Raw genomic sequence first — 21,978 nt, forward strand, 5'->3', positions numbered from 1 at the left:
CACGTGAGGTACGGGTGGCCGGTAGCGAACTGTTCGGACGCCGCGCCGACCTGGCGCAGCTCGCCGAGTTCCTCGACGGTGTACGCCAGGGCGGCGGCGCGCGGCTGATCTGCGGCGAGCCGGGGGTCGGCAAGTCCGCCCTGATGACCGCCGCGATGGAGTTCGCCCTCGCGGACGGGATGCGCGTGCTGCGGGCGTCCGGGTCGGAGTTCGAGGCCGACGTCAGCTACTCCGGCCTGCACGAGTTGCTGCTGCCCGCGTACGCGGCTCTCGACCGCCTCCCGCCCGGCCCGCGCGAGGCGCTGTCGGTGGCGCTCGGCTTCGGCGTCGGCACGCCCCCGGACGTCCTCCTGGTCTGCAACGCCGCCCTGCTGCTCGTCACGGAGCTCACGGTCGACGGCCCGGTCGTGCTGGTGGTCGACGACGTGCACTGGCTCGACCGGGCGAGCGCCGTCGTCCTGGGCTTCGTCGCCCGGCGGCTGGCGGGTCGCCGGGCCGGGCTGCTGGCGTCGACCAGAACGGGTTCGGTGAGCTTCCTCGACCTGCGGGGGCTGGCCGAGCACGTCGTCGGGCCGCTCGACGACGAGGCCGCGGGGCGGCTGGTCGACGCCCGCCACCCGCAGTTGCCGGCGCGGGTGCGCCGACGCCTGCTCGACCTCGCCCAGGGCAATCCCCTCGCGCTGATGGAGCTGCCCGCCACGCTGCTGGGTTCCGTGCGGCGCACGGAGACGCAACCCGAGGTGGTCCCCCTCAGCGACCGGTTGCAGGCGATCTTCGCGGCCCGGTTGACCGGGCTGCCCGAGGCGACCCGGCGGGTGTTGCTGCTCGCCACCTTCGAGGGCACCGGCGACGTCCGGGTGCTCCGCGCCGCCCTGCCCGACCAGCCCAGCCTGGCCGACCTGGCCCCCGCCGAGCGGGCGCAGCTCGTCCGGGTGGACGACGCCACGGCCCGGATCGCGTTCCGGCATCCGCTGATCCGGTCGGCGGTCGTGGCCATGTCCACCCACGAGGAGCGCCGCACCGCGCACGTCGCCCTCGCCGGAGCCCTGCCCGACGACGGGGAACGCCGCGCGTGGCACCTCGCGGCGGCGGCCGTCGGCCCGGACGAGGTGGTGGCGGAGCTCCTGGAGGAGGCGGCGCACCGGGTGATGCGGCGCGGGGACGGGTTCGCCGCGGTGGCGGCCCTGGTCCGCGCCGCCGAGCTGAGCACCACCAGCGCCGGCCGGGGGCGGCGGCTCGCCGAGGCCGCGTACATCGGCGCGGAGGCCAGCGGCACCATCGACGACGCGAAGATCCTGCTGACCGACGCGAGGCGGGCGGCCCCCGACTCGGCCAGCTCCCTGCACGCGGCCAACGCGACCGCCTTTCTCATGATCAACGGGGACGGCGACGTGAACACCGCCCACCGGCTGCTGGCGGGCGCCATCGAGACCGGCGACCACGGCTACCGGGCCGACGACCCCGCGCTCGTCGAGGCCATGCACACCCTGCTGCTGCTGTGCTGGTACGGCAGCACCCCGGAGTACTGGGAGCCCTTCTTCGCGGTGCTGCGCCGGATCCAGCCCCGGCCGCCGGACGTGCTCGCGCTGGCGAGCGACAGCTTCGCCGACCCGGTGCGCACCGGGAAGGCGGCGCTGGGCCGGATCGACGCGGTGCTGCGGACGCTGACCGAGGACGCCGACCCCACCCGCATCGTGCGGATCGGCACGGCCTCGGTGTATCTCGACCGTCTCGGCGACTCGCGGGAGGCGTCCTGGCGGCTGGTCCAGCACGGGCGCAACGGCGGCGCGCCCCGCCGGCACCTCGGCGCCCTGATGCACCTGTGCCTCGACGACTTCCTGACGGGCCGCTGGGACGAGGCCGGGGAACTCGCCACCGAGGGCCAGCGGATCTGCGACACCAGCGGCTTCTCGTTCTTCGCGTGGTACTTCAGGTACAACCGGGCGATCCTCGCCGCCGGCCGGGGGCGGTTCGACGAGGCGTACGCGCTCGCCGACGAGATCACCCACTGGGCGCTGCCCCGGGGCGTCGCCGCCGCCGCGTTGTTCGCGCAGCACCCCCGGGTGCTCGCCGCCATGGGGCAGGGCGACTACGACGCCGCCTTCGGCCACGCCGCCGCGATGAGCCCGCCCGGCGTGCTCGCCTCCCACGTGCCGCACTGCACCTGGGTCATGTTCGACCTGGTCGAGGCAGCCGTACGCACCGGGCGCACGGCCGAGGCCCGGGCGCACGTCCGGGCGATGCGGGACGCGGACGTGGCCGCCCTGTCGCCCCGGATGGCCCTGCTCCAGGCCGGCGCGGAGGCTCTCGTCCTCGACGACGACGAGTCGGTGACCCGCCTGGAGGCCCTGCTGGCCGACGCCGGGACCCGGCGGTGGCTGTTCGACGCGTCCCGGGTGCGGTTGGCCCTCGGGGAGCGGCTGCGGCGGACCCGGTCGGCGACGGAGGCCCGGCGGCACCTGCTCGCCGCGCGCGACGGGTTCGCCGCCCTGGCGGCCGAGCCCTGGCTCGACCGGGTGGAAGGGGAACTGCGCGCCGGCGGTCACCGCCCGGTCCCCCGGCAGCGGGGTGACCTGACCGCGCTGACGGCGCAGGAACTCCAGATCGCGGAGCTGGCGGCGAGCGGCATGACCAACAAGCAGATCGCCGAGCGCCTGTACCTGTCCCACCGGACCGTCGGCGCCCACCTGTACCGGATCTTCCCCAAGCTGGGCGTCACGTCCCGGGCCGCGCTCCGGGACGCGCTGTCGCCGCCTGCTGCTGGGCAGGCTGCGCGCTGAGCTCGTCGGCCTGCGTCTCCTTCGCTTCGAGCAGCCGCTCCAGGAGCCGCCGCGTGGTGGGGTCGTCGTCGCCGATCCAGCGCACCGCCTCCTGCAACGTCTGAACGAGGATCCGCGCCCCGACGAGGTTCTGCGTCACGATGCCGACGACGTCACCGTCGGGGAACGCCCGGAAGGCGACCCGGGACCGGGCGCTCAGGTGCTGCGGGTCGTAGTCGCCGGCGCAGCCGAGCTGCCGGATCCGGGTGGCGACCAGCCGGGCGTCGCCACGGTCGCGGTCGGCCCCGGCGAACAGGAGCTCCGCGAGCGGCCGGGCCGACGGGGCGCGGACGGCCAGCGCGTGCTGCTCGTACTGCAACGAGGACACGACCAGGCTCGCCAGCAACACGTTGAGCAGGCGCGTGGTCGCCGTCAGGTCGGCCCGGTTCGACGGCGTGACCGGCCCGTCGTCGAGGTCGAACAGGGCCCGGTCGCGGACCTCGCGCATCCGCAGCACGCTGGGCGGCGATGCGGGGTGTTCCCGTCCTGATGGCGTCACGCCGTCGATGGTGCGGCGGGGCTCTCGACCTGCGCATCTGTCGAATGACCTAACCCGGGGACGAGGTGCCGGCGGCGGAGGGTCCTCGCAGCCGTGCCCCGGCGCACCGGGGCGCGGCCCGGCCGGCGGCTCCGCCCGCGTCGCCGGCCCCACCCGGGCGCCGGCCTGCCCGGTTCCGGCACGTCCGGCTAGGTCACCGGCCGGCGGTGGCCCGAACTGGGAAGTCGGATGACTGATGGGGGCCGGCCGGGCGGCCCCGAGAGTGGAGCCCAGCCAGGCAACACCGTCGCCGCCGGATCCGGCGGCCGCCGCCGAGGAGAGTGCCCGATGACCGTCAGCTACGGCTTCCACGCCACCATGACCGCCCGCCCCGGCAAGGGCGACGAGCTGGTCGACTTCCTGCTCGCCTCGCCGTCGCTCACCAACGACGACTGCGTCGTCTTCCTGGTCGGCCGGTCCGCCGCCGACGCCGACGTCGTCCACGTCACCGAGGGCTGGACGACCGAGGAGGCGCACCACCGGTTCTTCGCCACGGACGCGGCGCAGGCCCTGGTGGCCCAGCTCCAGCCGCTGCTCGACGGCGAGTCGACGTACCTCGACGAGGTGCCGGTCGGCGGCAAGGCCGCCATCTGAGACCCGCCCGTCCGTCCACCGCCCCTCCCGTTCGTCCACCTCGAACACGACAGGAAACCCCTCATGGCACTGACACGTCCCCCCGTCGACCCCGAGCTGCGCGCCCTCCTCGCCGACATGCCGCTCGTGCCCGAACTCAACCGCGAGGTGCTCCCGCAGATCCGGCAGTTCTCGTCGATGCCCGTGGAGCCGCTGCTCGACGGCCGGGCGATCGACCGGCGCGAGGTCCGCATCGCCGGCCCGGACGGCGCGGACATCCCGCTGTCCGTCTTCAGCCCCGCCGGCCGGGACCGCACCGGGCCGGCCCCGTGCGTCTACTGGATGCACGGGGGCGGCATGGTGATGGGCGACCGCTTCTCCCAGATCGACATCCCCCTGGAGTGGCTCGACCTGTTCGGCGCCGTCGTGGTCTCCGTGGACTACCGGCTGGCCCCCGAGGCCACCGGCACCAACCTGATCGACGACTGCTACCACGGCCTGCTCTGGGTGGCCGCGCACGCCGACGAGCTGGGCGTCGACCCGGACCGGATCATCGTCGCCGGGGTCAGCGCCGGTGGCGGTCTCACCGCCGGGGTCGCCCTGCTGGCCCGCGACCGCGGCGGCCCGGGCATCGCCGCCCAGGTGCTGATCTGCCCCATGCTCGACCACCACAACGACACCACCTCCAGCCGCCAGTACTCCGGCGAACCCGGCGTGTGGACGCGCGAGATGAACGAGTTCGGCTGGCGGTCGGTGCTCGGCGACCTGGCCGACGACGACGTGCCCGGGCACGTCTCCCCCGCGACGGCCGACGACCTGTCCGGCCTGCCGGACACCTACGTCGACGCCGGCACCGCCGAGGTGTTCCGCGACGAGGCCGTCGCCTACGCCGCCCGCATCTGGGCCGCCGGCGGGCAGGCCGAGCTGCACGTCTGGGCCGGCGGTTTCCACGGCTTCGACGCCCTGTACCCGCAGGCGCGCATCTCGGCCCAGGCCCGCCGCGCCCGCACCGACTGGCTCGCCCGGCTCCTCACCCCGGCCGGGTCGGACCAGCCGCAGCTCGCCGGTCAGCAGGCCGGGCGATGAGCGGCAACAACCGGGCGGAGTTCCTGCGCGAGTTCCTCCGCGACCCGCTCACCGTCGCCGCCGTCGCCCCCAGCGGCCAGCCACTGGCCGATCTGGTCACCGCGCCCGTGCCCGACGCCGGTGAGCCGCTGGTGGTCGAACTCGGCCCCGGCACCGGCGCGTTCACGGCCGCCATCCAGCGCCGGCTCGCCGGCCGGGGTCACCACCTCGCGGTCGAGGTCAACGAGCGGTTCGCGGGCCTGCTGGCCGACCGGTACCCCGGGGTCGACGTCGCCGTGGCCGACGCCCGCGACCTCGGCGCGGTGCTGTCGCGGCGGGGACCCCGCCGGGCGGACGTGATCGTGAGCGGGCTGCCGTGGGCGGCCTTCGCCGGGGGCCAGCAGGACGAGCTGCTGCACGCCGTCACCGACGCGCTCGCCCCGGACGGGGCGTTCACCACGTTCGGCTACACGTTCGCCCGCTGGGCCCCGGCCGCCCGGCGACTGCGGCAGGCGCTGGGCGACCGGTTCGAGGAGGTCGTGACCGGCCGCACCGTGTGGGCCAACGTGCCGCCGGCGTTCGTGTACTTCTGCCGGCGGCCCCGGGTCGCCGCGCGACCGCGCACGCTGGTGTCCCTGGCCCGCTGAGCGGCGGCACCGGGGCCGTCCCGGCCGGCGCGGCGGCACCCCGTCACGGGCCGGCGACGCTGGCGAGGACGGCGTCCCAGGCCAGTTCGGCGGCGACCGTGCCCAGCCGCAGCGACGGGGCGGGCACCGTCACCTCGTCGGTCGTCAGGGCGAACAGGGTGTCGCCGTCGGCGATGGTGTGGAAGGGCTGGATCGCCCGGTGCATGGAGCTGTGCACCTGGGTGGCGAACTGGGCGAGCTCGGTGTCGCTCATCCGGACGTTGGTTACCACGGCGGTCAGGGTCGTGTTGCCGCCGACCGGCGCGAGGTCCGGCGTGGCCGCCGCGAGCAGCTCGGCGTAGTCCTCGGCCGGGTGGCGACGCCGGCCGGTCGCCGGGTCGAGGTTGCCCCGCACGACGTCGCCGGCGCGGTCGACGATCACGCCCATCGCGTTCACCACCGTCAGCACCAGCAACCGGGCCGCGCCGATCCGGGCGAAGGCCGCACCCTGCCCGCCCCACTCGGCGCGGGAGTTGTCGACCTTGCCGACGGTCGCGCCGACCCCGGCGCCGACCCTGCCCACGGCCACGCCGTCGGCGCGTACCGCGCGCAGCCCGTCCGCACCGAGCTGGGCGTCCGGGTAGACGGCGTTGTCCCGGGGGGTGAAGTCGTAGACGACGGCCCCGGAGACCACCGGCAGGCTGCCGAAGTCGGTCGCGTAGCCGGTGCGGCGGAGCAGTTCGTCGTAGACGCCGGAGGCGGCGGCGAGACCGAAGCTCGACCCGCCGGCGAAGCACAACGCATGGTGGTACGGGAACCCGCCGCTGACACCGACGGCCCCGCCCCGCTTGTCCACGGCCGTACGCGCGCCGCCGGGGATGCTCAGGACGGTGACGCCGGTCGGACCGTCGGAATACTCGGCGGTGCCGATCCCGACGCCGGGCAGGTCGAACCCGACCCACCCGTCGCCCGCCGCACCGAGCACGGCGGGTCGTCGCCGATGGTCGTTGCCGACGGGCGACGTCGCACGCGGCGGGGCCGGATGGTGCTTGGACATGAGGGTCACCGTCTTCCGTGGGGGGTGTGGTGGTGCCGTGTCCCGGCCGGCGCCCGGTTCCCTAGACTGGGCTGATGCCCCGTCCGGTCACGCTGCACGACGTCGCGCGCCGGGCGGGTGTCGGCAAGTCCACCGTCTCCAATGTGCTGTCGCGTTCCGGCCGGGTCTCCGAGGCGACCCGGGAGCGGGTCCGCGCGGCGATGGACGAGCTGGGCTACGTCCCGAACCGCGCGGCCCGGCAGTTGCGGGGTGGCCGCACCGGCACCATCGGGGTCTACGTTCCCGGCGTGCCGTCCACTTCGGAGTTCTACATGCGGTTCGTCTTCGGCATCATGGAGCGCGCCGCCGCCCGCGACCGGGACGTCACCATCCTGACCGCCTCCGAACGCCGGTCGCCGCGGGCGCTCGACGGGGTGATCGTGGCCGACCCGCACCAGGACGACGAGTTCGTGCCGGTCCTGATGCGGGGCGGCATGCCGGTCGTGTGCTTCGAACGTCCCCCGGACGGGATGCGCCCGGAGGTCGTGCTCTGGGCGGACCACCGCCGGGCGCTGACCGGGTTGCTGGACCGGATGGCCGCCGCCGGCGCCCGGTGCCCCGCCCTGGTGGTGCCGCCGGAGACCGGCGACTGGGCGGCCCAGCTCGCGGCGGGACACCGCGACTGGTGCGCCCGGCACGGCGTCGCCGCCGTCACGGCGCAGCATCCGTGGGTGCCGTCGCCGGCGGAGGTGTCCCGGGCGGTCGAACAGGTGCTCGCCCGGCCGGGGGTGGACGCCCTGGTGTGCGCCTCGGTGGACACCGCGCCGCTGGCCGTGCAGGTGCTGCACCGGCTGGGCCGCCGGGTCGGGCGGGACGTCCTGCTGGCGAGCGCCACCGAGTCGAGCGCCCTGCGGCTGGGGCAACCGCCGATCACCGCGCTTGACCTGTCGCCGTTGGACGCCGGACGCCGCTGCGCCGACCTGCTCGACGACCTGGTCGGCGGCGGTCCGGGTGGGGTCTACGAGCACCCGGTGCGCCTGTGGTGGCGGGATTCCACCCGGGGGCCCGAGCCGGTCACCGGGTCATCCGTTCCAGTGCCTCCTCCATCCGGTCACCGGCTTCCACCGGGTTGAGCCCGGCCGCGAGGGCGTCCTGGTAGACCTGGTCGAGGAGGGGACGGAAGCGGGCGTACCGGTGTTCCCAGTCGGCCGCGTCGGTGCGCCAGTAGCCGACGCAGACGGCGCGGTCGCGGGGCAGGCGGTGCACGGTGCGCAGCACGGACCGGGCCTGGCGGCACTCGCCGGCCTCCCCCGCGACCCAGACGTAGCCGGGGCCGTCGGGCAGGGCCGTCTCCCGCAGCCGGTCGACGAGGCTGCCCGGGCCGTGGCCGTTGCCGACCCCGACCCGCACGTCGATCTGCACCGTGGGGTCGCCGCCGGCGGCGGCGAGCAGGTCCCGGGCGTCGGCCAGGTCCGGCAGGTCCACCAGCACCCGCACCGGTACGCCGGGCGTCCGTTCCGCGACGATGCGGGTCGCGGCCGGCAGCCCGGCGAGGTCGGCGGCGAGCACCAGCCACCGGGTGTCCGCCGGCGGGCGGAACCAGGCGCGGCAACGCCACAGCAGGAGACCGACGCCGGTCTCGGCCCGCTGCGCCCAGGACGTCGCGAAGCCGTGGTCGTGCAGGGCGAAGTCGACGGTGAGCCGCGCCCCGACCGGGTCGACGGACCGGACGGAGTAGTTGCGACCGGTGGGCGGGTGCTGCTCGTCGTGGTAGCCCCACACGTCGCCGCGCAGGGTCATCGGCGGCGGGGCCGGCTCGCCGGGGCGGGGGAAGTAGAGCGTCACCGACTCGTCCGGCAGGCCCAGGGCGGGGAAGCGGGCGAGGTCGGGGCCGCCGAGGACGACCCGTTGCAGGTGCGGGGTCAGCCGCCGGACCTCGTGCACGGTGGCGGTCCAGAAGCCGGGCCGGGTGAGCGTGTCGGTCATTTCGCGCTGAACTCCGAGTCGGTGGCCGGGTCGCCGTCGACCGCGGCGGCGAGCGCGGGGACGATCTTGTCGAGCACGTAGGGCAGGCTCAGCACGGAGGAGAACGCCAGCGCGCCGTTGGCCTCGGTGCCGAGGAAGACCTCGCGGCGCTGGGCGCGGACGTCCAGCCGGGTGTAGAGCGGGTCGCCGAGCAGGGTGGTCACGCCGGGGTCGGTGGCCGCCTCGGACCAGACGGCGACGTCCACGTCCACCAGGTCGAACCGTTCGCGGCTGATGGTGGCGGACTGGTTCGCGTTGTCGGTGAGCATGGTCACCTCGGGCGCCATGGTCAGCCCGAGGTCGAGCAGGACCTTCGACGCGGTGGTCTCGGGGCTGAACAGGTAGTACTGGCCTTCGTACGTGGAGGCGAACGCGGTGCGGGCGCCCTTGAGGCGGGGCTGCGCGCCGGCGACGGAGGCGATCCGCTTCTCCAGGTCGGCGACGAGCGTCTCGGCCTCGGCGGTGCGGCCGGTGATCTGCCCGGCGGCCCGGGTCATCTGCTGCCAGGTCACCGCCCAACTGCCGTCCCCCGCCGGCTGGGCGACGGTGGGGGCGATCTTCGCGAGCAGGTCGTACTCCTGGCGGGACATGCCGGAGGAGAGCCCGACGATGACGTCGGGGCGCAGCGCGGCGATCTGTTCGTAGTCGAGTTCGGCGCGGGCCAGCACCTCCGGCTTGGCCCCGCCGAGCCGCTCCCGGGCCCACGGCCAGGTCGCGTTCGGCATGTTGCCGTACCAGTCGCGGATCGCGACGGGCACCTCGCCGAGGGCGAGGAAGTAGTCCTGCTCCTTGAGGCCCACCACCACGATCCGCGCGGGCTTGGCGGCGATGGTGGTCGTGCCGAAGGCGTGGGTGAGCGTGGTGGGGAACGCGGCGCCGGCCGATCCGGACGCCGTGTCGGCCGGGCCCGCCTCCTCTCCGGCGCAACCGCTGGCCACGAGCGTGACGAGCGCCAGTGTGGCGGCGGTCAGGAGTGTTCTCAGCCGGCGTGGGCGGGCGTGTGACATGGCATTCGATCCTCTGAGGGGCGGCGAAACGAGATTCCCATGGGGCTTAGGGTAGGTTTACCTTAGCCAGCGATGGAACGTTCCACCATGAAGTGAGTCACAGTGTCGGTAGCCACCCCCACCGGCTTACGCCGCCCGCGCCTGCTCGCCGCCGGGCTGCTCGCCTGTGCCCTCGCCCTGCTGGCATCGATCGTCGCCAGCCTCGTCGTCGGCGCCCTGCCGCTGACGCCCGGCACCGTGCTACGGGAACTCGTCGCCCAGGGCGACAGCGAGGCGAGCCTCGTCGTCTGGGAGGTCCGGCTACCCCGTACGGCGATCGCGATCTGCGTCGGAGCGGCCCTGGCGCTGGCCGGCGTCCTCATGCAGGCGCTGACCCGCAACCCCCTCGCCGACCCCGGGTTGCTGGGCGTCAACGCCGGCGCCGCCGCCGCGGTGGTGGTCGGCATCCTCGCCGGGGTGACCGGCCAACGCGGCCACCTCATGCTCGCCCTGCTCGGCGCGGGCGTCGCCGCCGGCCTGGTCACCGTCGTCGGCGGCACCCGGGGCCCGGGCACGGCCGAGGACGGCCGGCTGGTCCTGGCCGGCGCGGCCGTCGGCGCCTGCCTGACCGGCGTCGTCGCCGGGGTCACCCTGCTGAACCAGACCGCGTTCGACCGGTACCGGTTCTGGGCCGTCGGCAGCCTCGCCGACCAGCCGCTGTCCGCCCTGCTCACGGCGGCACCCGCGCTGCTCGCCGGTCTGGCCGTCACCGTGGCCGTGATCCGGCCGCTGGACGTGCTGCGCTTCGGCGACGACAGTGGCGCGGCCCTGGGCGTCAGCCCCGGGCACACCCGGGCGCTCGCGTTGGCCGCCACCACCCTGCTCTGCGGCGGCGCGACCGCCGTGGCCGGTCCCATCGGCTTCCTCGGGCTCGCCGTCCCCCACGCCGCCCGCGCGATCTGCGGCCCCCGGCTCGGTTGGGTCGTCGCCTACAGCAGCCTGCTCGGCCCGATCCTGCTGGTCACCGCCGACGTGCTCGGCCGGCTCCTGGCCCGCCCCGGTGAGATCGAGGTCGCGATCGTCATGGGCGCCATCGGCGCCCCCGTGTTCATCGCCCTGGTCCGCGCCCGGAGGATCCCCCGACCATGATCACCGTCCCCACCAGCGGGCCGGGCCGACGCGCGCTCCGTCGGCAGACCCGCCGCGCCGCCCTCGCCTGCCTCGTCGCGCTCGCGCTCAGCGCCGGCGTGGCCGTCGCCGCCCTGGCCAGCGGCCGGTACGCCACCCCGCTGCCCGAACTGTGGCCGGCGCTGACCGGGGGCGGCAGCCCCGGCCTGCGGTTCGTCCTCTTCGAGCTGCGGCTGCCCCGGATCGGCACCGCGCTCGTCGTCGGGGCGGCCCTCGGCGCGGCCGGCGCCCTCTTCCAGAGCGCCAGCCGAAACCCCCTCGGCAGCCCCGACATCGTCGGCTTCACCGTCGGCGCGGCCACCGGCGCGCTCGTCGTCCTGCTGGTCCTGCGCGACGACCGGCTCACCCCGGCGGTGGGCGCGGTGCTCGGCGGCGCCGCCGTGGCCGGAGCGGCGCTCCTGCTCGGCGGGACCGGACAGCGCCTCATCCTCGTCGGGATCGGCCTGTCCGCCCTGCTCACCTCCGTCAACGCGTACCTGCTGACCCGCGCCGAGGTGACCGACGCGCAGAACGCCGCCGTGTGGCTCGTCGGCAGCCTCAACGGCAGCGGCCACCACCTGCCGCTGCTGCTCGGCGCACTCGCCGTGCTGCTGCCGCCCGCCGTGCTGGTGGCCCGGGGGCTGCGACTCGTCGAGAACGGCGGCGACAAGGCCCTCAGCCTCGGCGTACCCGTGCGCCGGCAGCGCCTCACCGCCACGGCCCTCGCGGTCGCGCTCACCGCCGTCGGCGTCGCCGGCGCCGGGCCGGTCGGCTTCGTCGCCCTGGCCGCCCCCCACCTGGCCCGCCGGCTCACCCGCGTCGCCGCGCCCCTGGTGACCACGAGCGCGGCGCTCGGCGCCGCCCTGCTGCTCGCCGCCGACCAGCTCGCCCAACGGCTCGTCCCCGGGCAACAACTGCCCGTCGGCGCGGTCACCGGCGTCCTCGGCGGCGGCTACCTGGCCCTCGTCCTGGCCTGGACCTGGCGGGGGCGGTCCTGGTGAGCCGGCCCCCGTCCCGCACCGCATCCGCCGCCCCGGAGGCAACCATGACCGCCCCACCCGCGATCGAGCTGGACTCGGTCACCGTCGGCTACGACCGCCGCACCGTCTGCCGGGACGTCACCCTGCGGGTCGCCGAGGGAAGCTTCACCGTCTTCATCGGACCGAACGGGTGCGGCAAGTCGACCCTGCTGCGCACCGTCGCCCGCGTGTTGCGGCCGAGCGGAGGCCGCGTCGCCGTCCTCGGCCGCGACGCCTGGGGCTACAGCCGGCGGCAGTACGCCCGCACCGTCGGGCTGCTCCCCCAGGGCGTCGAGGCGCCGGCCGGGATGACCGTCACCGATCTGGTGCTGCGCGGACGGCACCCGCACCGGTCGGCGTTGAGCCGCTGGACGGCGCAGGACGAGCGGGCGGTCACCGCGGCGCTGGCCGCCACCGGGACCGCCGAGTTCGGCGACCGGGCGCTCGCGGAGCTCTCCGGAGGCCAGCGGCAACGCGCCTGGCTGGCCATGCTGCTGGCGCAGGACACCCCGATCCTGCTGCTCGACGAACCGACCACCTACCTCGACATCGCCCACCAGTACGAAGTGCTCGACCTGCTCGCCGACCTGCACGCCGGCGGCCGGACCGTGGTCGCCGTCCTGCACGACCTCAACCAGGCGGCCCGCTACGCCACCGACCTGGTGGTGCTGAGCGACGGCCACGTCGCCAGGACCGGTCCCCCGTCGGCGGTGCTCACCCCGGACCTCGTCGCCGACGTGTTCGGGCTGCGCTGCCGGGTCGTGCCCGACCCGGTGACGGGCACGCCCGCGGTGTTCCCCGAGCCCTCCCGTCCCCGCCCGACCGGTCCCGCGCCGGCGGGCGGGTGACCAGGCGACCGGCACGGCACCGGCCGTCGGCGGCGTAGCTCCCCGGCAACGACGTCGCCGGGCCGTTCGACGCGCCCGTTCGACATGCCCGTTCGACGCGCCCGGCCGACGGCATCCGGGCCGCCGCCCGGGAGGCTCACGCCGACCGCTCCTCCCTCCGTCCCGGGTGGTCGTGGTACATGGCGAGCCGGTCCCGGACGGCCTGCCGCTGCGGGTGGTCCGTGTCGTCGAGGAGGCCGAGGGCTTCCCGGCCCCGGACGAGGGCGCCGTCGTGGTCGCCGGCCGCGCTGAGGGCCTCCGCCGACACGACCAGGGCGCGCGCCTGCCGCAGCGGGTCGGCCAGTTCGTCGCCGACGGCCCGCGCCAGGGCGGCGTCGGCCAGCGCGTCGCGGTGCCGCCCGAGACGCAACTGGGCCTCGGCCGAGATGGTGAGGGCGTCGCACCGGATGCTGTCGTCGGTGACCCGGTCGTGCAGCCCGAGGGCGACCCGGCCCTGGGCGAGGGCGACCTCGGGTTGGCCCGCCTCGAGGCTGAGTTCGGCGAGCCGGACGTGGGTGAGGCTTCGTCCACGCAGCGAGCCGACCCGGTCCCAGACGACAAGGGCCTGCCGGTAGAACGCACGCGCCTCGTCGCGGTGCCCGAGCTGGTGGTGCGCATCGCCGAGGTTGTGGAGGGCGTACGCCTCCCCGGGGGCCTCCCCGACCGCGCGGCAGTCGGTCAGCACCTCGTGGAACGTGTCGATGGCGGTGCGGATCGACCCGGTGCGCAGTTGTACGGAGGCGAGGTTGTGCCGACAGGCCCGCTGCAGGTCGGCGCAGCCGTTCTCCCGGGCGAGGCGCAGGGCCTCGGTGAACAGGCGGCCGGCGCGATGGTAGTCGTGGGTGGTGAAGTAGCTGGCGCCGAGGTTGACGAGGGTGCCGGCCCGGCCCAGGTGATGACCGTCGGCAGTCGCGGCGTCGAGGGCGGTTCGCAAGATCTCCCGCGTGTCCTCCTGGTCGCCGGACCGGTCGAAGACCTCGTGGACGGTGTCGACGATCTGCCAGGCGTGCCGGTGGAAGCCCTCGGCCGCCGCGCGACGGACCATGGCGAGCAGGTTGGTCCGTTCCACCTCGCACCAGCGCAGGGCGGCACAGTCGGAGACGAACGTCATCGGCGTCACCCCGCCCGGCTCGGGCAGGTCGGGAACGGCCGGCCGGCCCGGCGCCAGCAGGCCAACGGCGGTGACGGCCGTGTGCAGGTACCAGTCCAGCAGCCGGCGGAGCGTCGCGCGGCGCTGCTCGGGTGGCACGTCCTCCCCGGCCCGGTCGGCGGCGTACTGGCGCAACAGGTCGTGCATCCGGTAGCGGCGGACGGTGTCGTGGTCGACCAGGTGGGCGCGGGCGAGCCGGTCGAGGGCCCGCTCGGCTCCGGCGACGTCCACCGCCAGCATCGCCGCGGCGGCCTCGGCCCCGATGGTGCTGCCCGGGAAGAGGCCGAGCGCGAGGAAGAGCCGCGCGGGCATCGGGTCGAGCGCGTTGACCGACCAGGCGAAGACGGTCCGCAGGGTCATCTCGTCGGTGTCGTCGCCCTCGACGTCGAGCAGCCGACCGGCCAGTTCGTCGGCCAGGTCGCCGAGCCGCCTGTCGGGCCGGGAGCCCACGTGCTCGCCGATCACCCGCAGCGCGAGCGGCAGTCCGCCCGACAGTCTGGCCAGCGTCTCCAGCGCCGCGGGCTCCGCGCCGGTGCGTCGTGCTCCGACGATCCGGCCGAGCATGCGCTGTCGTTCGAGGTGCGACAGCGGCGCGATGGTGAGGCTGCGGATGCCGTGCCGGACGCTCAGCCCGGGGAGCCGGTTGCGGCTGATCACGACCGTGAAGCTGGCCTCGGAGCGGGGCAGGAGCTGCCGCGCCTGGTCGGAGTCGACGACGTTGTCGAGCACGACGAGCATCCGCCGCCCGCTCATCAGGCGGTGGTACAGCTCGAGGCGTCGTTCGGACTCGGCGGGCACCCGCTCGGCCGGGACGCCGAGGGCGACGAGGAAGCGGTGCAGCGCCTCCTGCGGGCGGACCGGCGGGGCCGGTCCGTGCGCCTCCGCGTTCAGGTAGAGCTGCCCGTCCGGGAACCAGCTCTGCCGTCGATGCCCCCAGTGCCCGGCGAGGGTCGTCTTGCCGACCCCGGGCATCCCGGTCAGCACGACCGCCTTCGCGATGCCGTCGCCGGCGGCGAGAGCGTCCAGTTCGTCGAGCAGTGCAGCGTGCCCGGTGTAGTCGGGTACGTCGTTCGGCAGCTGCCGGGGCATCGACACGGCTGTGTCCGCAGCGGCGGGTTGGCTCCGCGCCGGCGCGGCGGTTTCGAGAGCCGCCAGGTCCAGCGCCGGATCGGTTCGCATCGCCCGGCGATAGCGCCGCCGGTAGGCGGCGACAAAGTCCCGCGCATCGTGGGTACGACCGGCCGCATGCAGTGCGGCGGCCCACAATCGGGCCAGCCCCTCGTCGATCGGGTTCTCGATCAGCAATGGTTCGAGCCGGGTCAACGCCCGCTCGTGCCGGCCGGTGGCCAACTCACTCTCCGCCAGAAGTTTCTCCGCCCTGAATTGCTTCTCCCGCATATCCCGCCGCAGGTGTTCGCAACGCGCGCCGCGCAGGTCGGCGAGCGGGTCGTCCCGCCACATCTCGATTGCCCTGGTGAGCAGAGCAATTCCCCGATCATGCTGATGTCGATCAATTGCCTGTCGCGCCTCGGCGGTCAATCGCAGGAACCGGTGGTAATCGACCAGCTCCGGATCCACCGCCAACCGGTACGCGCCCGTGCCGGGCACCCGCACCAGGGCATCCTGGAGGCCGACCAGCCGCAGGGTCGACCGCAACCTGCTGGCCAGCGTGTAGAGCAGCGGGCGTCGGGCATGGACAGCGGAATCCTGCCAGAGAAACTCCACGATGGTCTCGACCCGCACGGGATCGCCGACGTGATAGAGAAGGACGGCGAGCAGGCCACGCTGTTTTGCCGCCCCCAGCGGGATCGCCCGACCGTCGACCGTGAGTTCGGTGGGACCCAGAATCGTGAACTCCATCAGCTCTCGCCCCCCACTAGATCTTGATTGACGTTCACCTATCAATTCTTGATCCGGTCAACCGAAAGCCACAGACCTTTCTCCACAGAGTCCAAAATCAGACATTCCCCTTCCCAGCTTCCTGCAAGCCCACTGCAAGGCGACCGACAAGGTGATCCGCAACCGGCCACTCGACGCTGATTCCCGTCCAGACAGCGCACCGGAGGGGAAGCAAATGACGTCATCAGAATGGTCGGCCAGCCCGATCGGGATCGACGCGAACCGCTGGGTGAGTCGATCCGGCTGCCGTACGGTGCTCGTCGTCGCCCACACCATCACGAGCTGCCAGCGGCTGCTGGACGTGATCGAGCTCGTCGAGAGCGACCCCCGGGTGCAACTGGTCTTCACGGTGGCGCCGGACGTCTTCAACCCGTACGTGCGGCGGTTCCTCGACCGGCTCGGCGCGCTCGTGGTGCCCTGGCACCAGGCCGTCCGGGAGCGGTTCGACCTCGGCCTCGCCGCCGCCTACGGCGGGCTGCACCAGGTGCACGCGCCCCTGCTGCTGATGGCCCACGGGGCGGGGCACAGCAAACGGGTGCGCCCCGCGCCGTTCGGCGGACCGGTGCTCGCGGAGCCGCCCGTGTACGGCCTCGACGCGCAGCGGCTGACCCACGGCGGGCGGGTGCTCCCGACGGCCCTCGCCCTCTCCCACGACGGCGAGCTGGAGGTGCTGCGCCGGCAGTGCCCCGAGGCGGTCGATGCCGCGGTGGTCGTCGGCGACCCCTGCGTCGACCGGCTCGTCGCCAGCCTCCCCCACCGCCGGGACTACCGGCGGGAACTGGGTCTGGACGACCGGCAGGAACTCGTCGTCGTCTCCTCCACCTGGGGTCGGGACGGCGTCTTCGGACGCTGGCCGGACCTGCTACCGCAGCTGATGACTCAGCTGCCGGAGCAGCGGTACCGGATCGCCGCGCTCCTGCACCCGGCGGTGTGGGACGCGCACGGGCACCGCCAGATCCGGGCCTGGCTCCGGGACTGCCGCGAGGGCGGGCTGCTGCTGCCCGATCCGACCGTCGACTGGCGCGGCCCCGTGGTCGCCGCCGACCACGTCATCGGCGACCACGGCTCCGTCACCGCCTACGCCGCCGCCATCGGACGCCCGACCCTGCTGCTGCCCGCACCCCGGTCGATGCCCGCCGCCGGCACGGCCCAGCACCTGCTCGCCACCAACGCGACCCACCTGGACCCGAACCGGCCGCTGCCACCCCAGCTCGCCCCGGCCGCGACGGTCGACCCGCAGGCGGTGATGGCCGCGCTGACCGCCCGGCCGGGGGAAGCCGGCGTGCTGTTGCGACGCACCATGTACCGGCTGCTCCAGCTTGCCGAGCCGGGCCGGCACCGGCAGACCGCCCCGGTGCCGATGCCGGTGCCGTTGGACGGCCGGGCATGAGCGCCGCAGCCGAGCCCGTCGTCGTCGCGCTGCCGCCGGGTGGCCCGCCGCTGCCCCGCGCGGCACGGCTCGCCGACGTCGTGGTGACCGTCACCGGCGGCGATCCGACCCGGATCGGCGCGAGCCTGCTCACGGCCTGCCCCGGGATCGCCCTCGCCGTCGTCGGCACCCCGGCGGGCGACGTCACCGTCGGCATACGCAACGGCCCGCCGCTGGATCTCGGCCGGTTGGCCCCGGCCGGCCGGCTGACCGTCGGGCTGCTCGCCGCGACGGCCCGGCTGCTGCACACCCGCTGGGCCGCCGGAACCCTCCATCACCGACGAACCGCACCGGACGCGCTACGCCTCGCCCGCGCCGCCGCCCGCCTCGTCGAGCAGGCGGAGCACGTCGGGCAGCCGGGGAGAGCCGAGCCGGTCGAAGACGCCGGCGGCCTCCCGGTAGTGCTGCCGTGCGGCCTCGTCGTCGCCGCGCCGCCGCGCGATGCGGCCGAGCAACACCACCGCCTCTGCCCGCTCGTTGTCCGACCCGAGGTCGGCCATCCGGCGCACCGCCTCGGCGGCACAGCTCTCTGCGGCGGCCAGGTCACCGAGGCCGAGATGGGCGGCGGCCAGCCCGGACAGCACCCGCACGGCGTTGTACGGGTCGACGTCGGACAGCCCGGCGAAGATCTCCCCGGCCTCCGTCAACAGCGGTAGCGCGTCGGCGGGTCGACCGGTCCGGGTGAGCAGCATGCCCAGGTTGAGGCAGGACAGGCCCACGCTCCGTACGTCCGGCAGCGCCCGCCGCCCGGCGAGCACCCGGGCGTACGCCTCCGCCGCCTGTTCTTCCCGGTCGGTGTCGGCGTAGAGGGTGGCCAGGCCCTCCTCTGCGTCGACGACCCCCTGGGCGTCGCCCGCCTGGCGGTACCGGTCGACCGCCGCCCGCCCGTGCTGCTCGGCCGCGTCGTACGCGCCGACCCGGCTGCAGGCCCGCGCCAACCGCTTGAGCATGTCCGCCTCGGCCCACACGTTTCCCCAGGCGCGGGCCGCCCGAACACCAAGATCATCGATCTCCAGCCGGTCCCGGTAGCTCTTCACGTAGAGGAGCAGGGGCCACATCACGTCGCTGAGCTGCCAGGCCAGCTCGTGGCGCCCCAGGCCGAAGGCGACCCGGCCCGCCGCCATCAGGTTGCCCCGCTCCCGATCCAGCCAGGCGAGGGCGGCGGCGCGGTCGGCGAACTCGGGTGGCCCCTCCAGGGGCCGCAGGAAGGTGTACGGCAGCCGCCGCCGGTAGGGGGTCACCACCAGGTCCGCCCGGCGCGCGGCGGCGAGGTAGAACTCCAGCATCGTGCGTACCACCGCCTGCCGGTCGGCCTCCGGGTCGCGCTGCTCCGACACCTCGCGGGCGCAGAGCCGAAGGATGTCGTGGAGCCGGAAGCGGTCCTCGGACACCTCGTCCAGCAGGCTCGCGTCCAGCAGCTCACCCACCAACGCCGCCACCCGGGCCGCGCCGCCGGCCCCCGCGCCGGCCACCGCCGCGACCAGGTCCACCCCGAACTCCGTCCCCGGGTGCAGGGCCAGCCTGCGGTACAACACCGACGCCTCCGGCGTCAGCGCCCGGTACGAGCACTGGAACATCGCCCTGATCGGCGAACCGTCCACCGTCGAGAGCCGGGCCAGCCGCTGCGTCTCGTCGGTCAACTCGGCGGCCATCCGTCGCACCGTCAGCTTGGGACGGAAGGCGAGCAGGCCGGCCGCCACGACGAGCGCGATGGGCAACCCACCGCAGAGCCCCGCCAGTTCCTCGGCCGGCCCGGGCTCCCGCAGGATCCGTTCCGGGCCCACCGCCCGCCCCAGCAGCTTCACCGCCTGTTCGGCCGGCAACGGACCCACGTCGAGCAGGCGGGCTCCGTCGGGCAGCAACCCGGTCAACCGACGCCGGCTGGTCACCACGACCGCCGCGGACGTCGAGGCCGGCAGCAGGTGCCTGACCTGGCCCGCCGAGAACGCGTCGTCGAGCAGCACCAGCAGGGACCTGTCCGCGGTCACCGAGCGGTAGAGGGCGACCTGCTCGGCCAGGTCCACGGGGATGCGGTCCGGCGCCACCCCGAGGGCCCGGAGGAAGGCCCCCAGCGCCACCCCCGGGTCCAATGGCTGGTCGCCGCTGAACCCCCGCAGATCGGCATAGAGCTGACCGTCCACGAACCGGTCCCGATTGCCGTGGGCCCACTGTCTCGCCAGCGCCGACTTACCCACGCCGCCGGGCCCGCACAGCACGGCGATGCTGTTTCCGCCCTCTGCGAGAAGGCCGTCCAGTGCTGACAACTCACTCAGCCGGGCGGTGAAGTTCCGCGACGGGGCAGGCAGTTGCCGGGGAATCGGAAAACGATCCGCGGGAACGCCGTTGAAATGCACACCCCCGTGGATCACCCCAGCCTGGATGCTGGCACCGGAAACGTGACCAGACTGCTCGTTGGACGTGGCGGACGACACCGTTTCCCCGACCCCGCGGAAATCCGCTCCCAATCGCCGCGCCCCCAATACGACTCGCCGAAAGCCCATTGACGGCAGGCCTAGAAAATGATGTCTCCCTGCACGTCACGCGCCTGGACGACCTTCCCGGCCGTCCCGCTGAAGTGGTTCACCACCTGGCCCTGAACGGCGACGACGCCCGCCCGCGACAGCCTGCGCCACTCTTCGTCGAGGGCAGCGGCGAAGTCGGGATCCCGGGCCATCACGTCAGCCAGTGCCGACGCGAGCGCGGCCTGTCGCCAACGCTCCTGCGGATGCTCGATCGCGGCATCAAGAACAGCCGATTCCTGCGTTTCCGCCCCGAACCGGGCACGGACCAGTTGGAACAGCGAGCCGATCGCGCTGCGGGCGCCGGCCGCAAGCGCCTCCGCCCCCTTGGTCGACAACGCCGTGGCGACAGCAAGGACTACCTGATCCTCCACACGCGCCCCCCGAATCAGGATTCACATAGACGTTTGGCGTTTCAGGCTTCGATCAGCCTAACGCATTCAGTCAACAGCTCCGAGCCTTCGGCAAGTGCCACAAAGCAGCAGATTTTCATCTATTTCTCAACAGAGACCCACAAATCAAGCAATAAGGCATACCACACAAACAGCGCCATGCGGTTATTTCGGACAGGCGATCGGCCACCTCCCGACGGATCGACTTACTGCCCCCTGAGGCGATAACGTCCACCCTCATGATCGCACCAATGCTGATAGCGCTGGCCATCGCAGGCATCGCCACCAAGCTATCGGCACTTCACTCGGAGTTAGCACATAACTTCGCTTTGCACATGCCCGAGACGGAGACAGTCCTAGTGTATTCATCGTTCTGGTATAAGTGGGTCACTTCCACTGGGGCGCACGTCATGGAACCGCTGATCAACTCGATGACTTTCTGAGAGCTTTGACTACTTAACGCAGTTACTGCGATTGCGTTACGTGTGCGCTGCCGGCCACGGCCGGCAGCGCACACTCCCTTCCAGCGCTCTCGATGCAGCGACTCGCCCGGAGACACCGATCCCGGAATACTCCGGACGCTGGCGGCCCTCCGGCAGGCGTGGCCAGCCGGGCCCCGCCGGAAGCTACCCGCCCCGTCTTGTCGCCAGCACGGCGAGACGAGGCCCTGTTCCGACCGAGAGAAGCCGTCCCCCTGCCGCCGCCGGTAACCGGCACCACAGCCAGGAGGATGCCTGCGCAGGTCTGCTGACGAGGCTGCCGGACTCTCCAACCGCTCCCGCTTCGGCTGCACCCCCGCTACGGCACGATCAACGCGACGCCCGTCAGGGCGAGATCGAGGTCCAGCGCGGTGAGTCCATCCGCGTCGAGGACGGGGAGCGCCTGCCGGTCCATCGGTGGCGGCTGGTGGTCGTGGTGGCGTGCCGGTAGTTTCGGGTCGAATGCGGTTTCTGTCTTCGATCGGAGAGTCGGCTCCGTGTCGCATATCGAGAAGATCACCGGTGAGTTGCGTGCGCTCTCGACGGGTGTCGAGCGTGCGCAGGGTCTGGTGGCTGCTGCCCGCGATCAGGCGCAGGAGGTGGCGCTGCGGGCTGCGGGTGCCGGTTTCGTCGCGGTGGCGGCGGGGCTGACGCGGGTCGGCAGCGCCATCGCGGAAATCCAGGGCGGCCTGGCCAGTGTTTCCGCTTCGATCGGGGAGGCGACGAAGGCCACCGCGGCCGTGCCGCGCGAGGCCACCTCGCAGGAGACGATCGCCGGGTTGGCCCCTGTTCAGGCCGCGGTGGGCAGCGCGCGCGACGTCACGGCCGGCGTCATCGCCCAAGTCGGTGAGGCACAGCAGCTCGTTGCCATGATCCTTCAGGGCGGGCAGCCCGGTCCGCTGCTCCAGTCCCTCGACGGCATCAGGCAAGTCCTGGTCCTGGTGGTCCAACGCACCGGCACCGCCCGGCAACATGTCGAGGCGGCGATCGCCGAGGCGCGACAGCTCGGCTCCTCGGGAAACTGACCGGGGCCGGCGGTCCCACGCCGACCGGCCCGACCCCGTCCCCGACCAGCACCCCGACCGACCGAGCCGCCGTCCCCGACGGTGGGCCGCGCCGGACAGGCGGGCGGTGGGGGCGAGCAACGAGCGGGGCCGACGAGCCGCCCACCGCCGCGCAGCCGGAAGCGCCACCCAGCCGGCGCTCGCGCCGGGCGGGGACGAACAGCCCGCGCGGGCCAGGTCGAACTGGCCGCAGCGCTGACTCCGCACAGGGCGGGCCGTGAGGGCCGAACTCCCGCGACAACACCCCTTCAGGGCACCTGGTCACATGCGGTGAAGAGGGCGACCAACGCGGTCAAGAGGCCGAA

At 74.0% G+C, this 21,978-nt stretch carries 17 protein-coding genes; 10 read left to right on the top strand and 7 right to left on the bottom strand.

What is annotated here, in order from left to right; all coding sequences use genetic code 11:
• The first annotated feature begins 14 nt into the window (after window positions 1-14).
• Window positions 15-2,780, top strand: a complete 2,766-nt coding sequence (locus HDA31_RS28320; RefSeq protein WP_178062917.1) for an ATP-binding protein — start codon at window positions 15-17, stop codon at window positions 2,778-2,780.
• Here HDA31_RS28320 and HDA31_RS28325 read toward each other — a convergent pair.
• Entirely contained in the window at window positions 2,716-3,318 is a 603-nt protein-coding gene (locus HDA31_RS28325) for a ferritin-like domain-containing protein (RefSeq protein ID WP_178062916.1), read from the bottom strand. The two genes, HDA31_RS28320 and HDA31_RS28325, sit on opposite strands and share 65 nt — an antisense overlap.
• Window positions 3,319-3,645: 327 nt before the next feature.
• On the opposite strand from HDA31_RS28325, the gene HDA31_RS28330 reads away from it, so the two are divergent.
• The 3 genes from HDA31_RS28330 (at window position 3,646) to HDA31_RS28340 (ending at window position 5,642) form a co-directional block, all read left to right on the top strand.
• The gene (locus HDA31_RS28330) at window positions 3,646-3,951 is read left to right on the top strand and encodes a putative quinol monooxygenase (RefSeq protein WP_074475517.1); all 306 of its coding nucleotides are present in this window, start codon (window positions 3,646-3,648) and stop codon (window positions 3,949-3,951) included.
• A 63-nt stretch (window positions 3,952-4,014) separates the two neighbouring features.
• Window positions 4,015-5,016, top strand: coding sequence for an alpha/beta hydrolase (locus tag HDA31_RS28335; RefSeq protein WP_178062915.1), 1,002 nt, complete (start codon window positions 4,015-4,017; stop codon window positions 5,014-5,016).
• Window positions 5,013-5,642, top strand: a complete 630-nt coding sequence (locus HDA31_RS28340) for a class I SAM-dependent methyltransferase (protein ID WP_178062914.1) — start codon at window positions 5,013-5,015, stop codon at window positions 5,640-5,642. The genes HDA31_RS28335 and HDA31_RS28340 overlap by 4 nt, the downstream gene beginning before the upstream one ends.
• A gap of 43 nt (window positions 5,643-5,685) precedes the next feature.
• On the opposite strand, the gene HDA31_RS28345 is transcribed toward HDA31_RS28340, so the two are convergent.
• Window positions 5,686-6,678 carry a P1 family peptidase gene (locus tag HDA31_RS28345; RefSeq protein ID WP_178062913.1) on the bottom strand — a complete coding sequence of 331 codons (993 nt, stop codon included), beginning with the start codon at window positions 6,676-6,678 and terminating at the stop codon, window positions 5,686-5,688.
• 74 nt (window positions 6,679-6,752) lie between these two features.
• Here HDA31_RS28345 and HDA31_RS28350 point away from each other — a divergent pair, with 74 nt between their 5' ends.
• Entirely contained in the window at window positions 6,753-7,790 is a 1,038-nt protein-coding gene (locus tag HDA31_RS28350; RefSeq protein WP_178062912.1) for a LacI family DNA-binding transcriptional regulator, read from the top strand.
• On the opposite strand, the gene HDA31_RS28355 is transcribed toward HDA31_RS28350, so the two are convergent.
• Together HDA31_RS28355 and HDA31_RS28360 are read right to left on the bottom strand one after the other, a co-directional pair.
• Window positions 7,732-8,643 carry a siderophore-interacting protein gene (locus tag HDA31_RS28355; protein WP_178062911.1) on the bottom strand — a complete coding sequence of 304 codons (912 nt, stop codon included), beginning with the start codon at window positions 8,641-8,643 and terminating at the stop codon, window positions 7,732-7,734. The two genes, HDA31_RS28350 and HDA31_RS28355, sit on opposite strands and share 59 nt — an antisense overlap.
• On the bottom strand, window positions 8,640-9,689 hold the full coding sequence (locus HDA31_RS28360) for an iron-siderophore ABC transporter substrate-binding protein (protein ID WP_178062910.1): 1,050 nt from the start codon (window positions 9,687-9,689) through the stop codon (window positions 8,640-8,642). The genes HDA31_RS28355 and HDA31_RS28360 overlap by 4 nt, the downstream gene beginning before the upstream one ends.
• A gap of 102 nt (window positions 9,690-9,791) precedes the next feature.
• Here HDA31_RS28360 and HDA31_RS28365 point away from each other — a divergent pair, with 102 nt between their 5' ends.
• Genes HDA31_RS28365 through HDA31_RS28375 form a run of 3 tightly spaced genes read left to right on the top strand, consistent with a single transcriptional unit; the run spans window position 9,792 to window position 12,702 of the window.
• A complete protein-coding gene (locus HDA31_RS28365; protein WP_178062909.1) occupies window positions 9,792-10,817 on the top strand; it encodes a FecCD family ABC transporter permease in 1,026 nt (341 codons plus the stop codon).
• Window positions 10,814-11,836 carry a FecCD family ABC transporter permease gene (locus tag HDA31_RS28370; protein ID WP_178062908.1) on the top strand — a complete coding sequence of 341 codons (1,023 nt, stop codon included), beginning with the start codon at window positions 10,814-10,816 and terminating at the stop codon, window positions 11,834-11,836. Before HDA31_RS28365 ends, HDA31_RS28370 begins: the two co-directional genes overlap by 4 nt.
• A gap of 44 nt (window positions 11,837-11,880) precedes the next feature.
• Window positions 11,881-12,702 carry an ABC transporter ATP-binding protein gene (locus tag HDA31_RS28375; RefSeq protein ID WP_178062907.1) on the top strand — a complete coding sequence of 274 codons (822 nt, stop codon included), beginning with the start codon at window positions 11,881-11,883 and terminating at the stop codon, window positions 12,700-12,702.
• A 136-nt stretch (window positions 12,703-12,838) separates the two neighbouring features.
• Here the strand turns inward: HDA31_RS28375 and HDA31_RS28380 are convergent, their stop codons facing one another.
• Window positions 12,839-15,751 carry an AfsR/SARP family transcriptional regulator gene (locus HDA31_RS28380; RefSeq protein WP_178062906.1) on the bottom strand — a complete coding sequence of 971 codons (2,913 nt, stop codon included), beginning with the start codon at window positions 15,749-15,751 and terminating at the stop codon, window positions 12,839-12,841.
• Between the two features lie 214 nt (window positions 15,752-15,965).
• On the opposite strand from HDA31_RS28380, the gene HDA31_RS28385 reads away from it, so the two are divergent.
• Entirely contained in the window at window positions 15,966-17,180 is a 1,215-nt protein-coding gene (locus HDA31_RS28385) for a hypothetical protein (protein WP_178062905.1), read from the top strand.
• 338 nt (window positions 17,181-17,518) lie between these two features.
• Here HDA31_RS28385 and HDA31_RS28390 read toward each other — a convergent pair whose 3' ends face one another.
• Both HDA31_RS28390 and HDA31_RS28395 read right to left on the bottom strand, forming a co-directional pair.
• Window positions 17,519-19,360 (bottom strand): tetratricopeptide repeat protein, encoded by a 1,842-nt coding sequence (locus HDA31_RS28390; RefSeq protein ID WP_178062904.1) that lies wholly within the window; start codon window positions 19,358-19,360, stop codon window positions 17,519-17,521.
• A 371-nt stretch (window positions 19,361-19,731) separates the two neighbouring features.
• Window positions 19,732-20,112 carry a hypothetical protein gene (locus tag HDA31_RS28395; protein WP_178062903.1) on the bottom strand — a complete coding sequence of 127 codons (381 nt, stop codon included), beginning with the start codon at window positions 20,110-20,112 and terminating at the stop codon, window positions 19,732-19,734.
• A 994-nt stretch (window positions 20,113-21,106) separates the two neighbouring features.
• Here HDA31_RS28395 and HDA31_RS28400 point away from each other — a divergent pair.
• Window positions 21,107-21,634 carry a DUF6244 family protein gene (locus HDA31_RS28400; RefSeq protein WP_178062902.1) on the top strand — a complete coding sequence of 176 codons (528 nt, stop codon included), beginning with the start codon at window positions 21,107-21,109 and terminating at the stop codon, window positions 21,632-21,634.
• Window positions 21,635-21,978 lie beyond the last annotated feature (344 nt).

Source organism: Micromonospora carbonacea (assembly GCF_014205165.1).
Lineage (GTDB): Bacteria > Actinomycetota > Actinomycetes > Mycobacteriales > Micromonosporaceae > Micromonospora > Micromonospora carbonacea.